Origin of the sequence: Helicobacter sp. UBA3407, from assembly GCF_949747025.1 — a bacterium.
Taxonomy (GTDB): Bacteria; Campylobacterota; Campylobacteria; order Campylobacterales; family Helicobacteraceae; genus Helicobacter_D; species Helicobacter_D ganmani.
The window spans coordinates 1-2,355 of record NZ_CATKCB010000206.1 but is presented as its reverse complement, the minus strand read 5'-3'; the positions used below and the strand labels follow the sequence as shown (position 1 = coordinate 2,355).

General features: G+C 39.4%; 2 protein-coding genes and 1 pseudogene. 2 read left to right on the top strand and 1 reads right to left on the bottom strand.

All coding sequences use genetic code 11. From position 1 onward, the window contains the following. A pseudogene (locus Q1553_RS07530) lies at positions 1 to 1,245 on the top strand (capsular polysaccharide biosynthesis protein); the annotation flags it as partial. Between the two features lie 99 nt (positions 1,246 to 1,344). On the opposite strand, the gene dcd reads toward Q1553_RS07530, so the two are convergent. Next, entirely contained in the window at positions 1,345 to 1,905 is a 561-nt protein-coding gene (gene dcd, locus Q1553_RS07525; RefSeq protein ID WP_115552284.1) for a dCTP deaminase, read from the bottom strand. Positions 1,906 to 2,017: 112 nt separating this feature from the next. Here dcd and Q1553_RS07520 point away from each other — a divergent pair. Continuing rightward, on the top strand, positions 2,018 to 2,355 hold a 338-nt coding region (locus tag Q1553_RS07520), incomplete at its 3' end, for a biotin/lipoyl-containing protein (RefSeq protein WP_300842873.1).

Below are 2,355 nucleotides of genomic sequence, written 5' to 3'. Positions count from 1 at the left end.
TTAGAGGAGGTTTTTGCTGCAAGTTATATCCTCTATGCGCGGTATTTTAATCCTATCTACAACCGCAAAAGCGATATTTTGGATACTTTAGAAACGATTAAAAAATATCGTTACAAAAAGAGTTCCAAAAAGGCTTTTATGTTTGGATTCTCTCTTTGGAAACACCATTTCCTTTTTGGATATTCGCGAAAAAAACCTAATTTCATTCAACCCTTTTTAAAGGAATTTCAACCGCAAAATATCATTTTCATCAATCCTCTTTGGGCAAATGCTTTAGACTTGGCTTTTAAAAAGGGTTTGGATAAGGAGAGTGTGATTTTTGTTTGGGGTAGAAAGGAGTTTAGTGCGTTAGAATCCTATGCAAAGACAAATGCGATTCCTCTAGTTCGCGTAGAAGATGGCTTTATCCGCTCACTAGCTTTAGGTTCTGACCTCACACGCCCTTTTTCTTTGGTTTTTGATGATAGAGGAATTTATTTTGATTCTACTGCACCAAGCAGACTAGAGGAGATTTTGCAAAATACACAATTCTCGCACGAGATTTTGGAAGAGGCAAAGGATTTAAAAGAGCAAATCCTAAAGAAAAAAATCAGTAAATACAATATTGATTCTCACGCAATTCTTAATCTTCCGCAAGAGAAGCCGAAGATTCTTGTTGTCGGACAGGTAGAAGATGATGCTTCGATTCGTTTTGGTGCAGCGGGGAGAACAAATCTTTCTTTGTTGCAACAAGCAAGAGAGGAAAATCCACAGAGCTATATCCTCTACAAGCCCCACCCCGATGTGTTAAGTGGGAATCGCACGGGGCATATTGCACCACAAGTTGCATTAAAGTATTGCGATGAGATTCTTGAAAGAGTGAGTTTGCCCTCTGTGATAGAAGTCGTAGAGGAGGTGCATACACTCACTTCGCTTAGTGGGTTTGAGGCTTTGTTGTATGGCAAAAAGGTTGTTACTTATGGAATGCCTTTTTATGCGGGTTGGGGGCTAACACAGGATAAACAAACTTGCGCAAGGCGGAATCGCAAACTAAGCTTAGAGGAATTATTTTGCGGAACATATCTCCTCTATCCGCGTTATATCCACCCCAAAACACTAGAGCTTTGCGCGCCAAGCGTATTGATAGAAGCGTTGGGGCAAGAGAGACAAAGGATTCAGACTCACAAGTTTTATGCTTTTAAGATTTGGCTTTATTCGTTTGTTTCAAGAAAAATCCAAAGGCTTTTTAGGGGCTTTAAGCGGTAAGATTCTTGCTTTTTACTTTGCGATTCCATTGCAAAAGTTTTTTCTTAATTTGAGGATAGATTGCTGCGACTTGATTAAGTCAAGTCTTGCAAGGACTCGTTATTTTAAGATTCTTGGCAGGGTAATGCCCTGTTGGTTTTGGTATTTGCCTTTTTTGTCTTTATAGCTGACTTCGCAAGGCGCGTCTCCCTCCAAAAACAACACCTGTGCAATTCCCTCGTTTGCGTAGATTTTGGCAGGAAGCGGCGTGGTGTTGCTAATCTCAATTGTAATGTGTCCCTCAAATTCCGGCTCAAAAGGCGTAACATTGACAATGATTCCACATCGCGCATAGGTGCTTTTTCCTAGACAAATGGCTAAAATATTGCGTGGAATCTTAAAGTATTCAATCGTTCTTGCAAGTGCAAAGGAGTTGGGCGGCACGATACACACATCGCCAACAAAATCTACTACATTTGCTGCGTCAAAATTCTTTGGATCTACCACCATTGCATTAATGTTGGTAAAAATCTTAAACTCATTGCTCACGCGAATATCATAGCCATAGCTTGATAATCCAAAACTCACAACGCCTTGCCCCACTTGATTTTCGCAAAAAGGTTCAATCATTGCATATTTTTGCGCCATTTCGCGAATCCATCGGTCTTCTTTTAATCCCATTTGATTCCTTATTTATTTTTTAAATTAAATTATGATATTATAACAGATTAAATCAGTAAAATTCTTTTGGATAACAAAGGAATTTGGGAATCTATTTCAAAAAGGCTTAAGAATGAATTTTAAAGAGATAAAAGAACTTATAGAAATCTTTGATGCAAGTAATCTGAATCGTCTTAGTATTTCACAAGAAAATTCAACCATTAAACTTCAGAAAGGGCAAAATTGCGCAACAGCAGTGGTTGTAGAATCGCAAAATGCTCCTAGCGCGACTTTGCAAGCCCCACAAAGCCTTCCACAAATCGCCCCTGTCGCTTCTGCTCCAGTTGCGCCGATTTTAGTAGGAGAGACGATTAATTCTCCAATGGTCGGCACATTTTATCGTTGTCCTTCGCCCGATACTCCAGCATATGTGAATGCAGGAGATAAAGTCAAAAAAGGACAAACATTAGG

Excerpts from the sequence above, each read along its gene's own strand:
- dcd (WP_115552284.1), bottom strand. The coding sequence starts at position 1,905 with ATGGGATTAAAAGAAGACCGATGGATTCGCGAAATGGCGCAAAAATAT.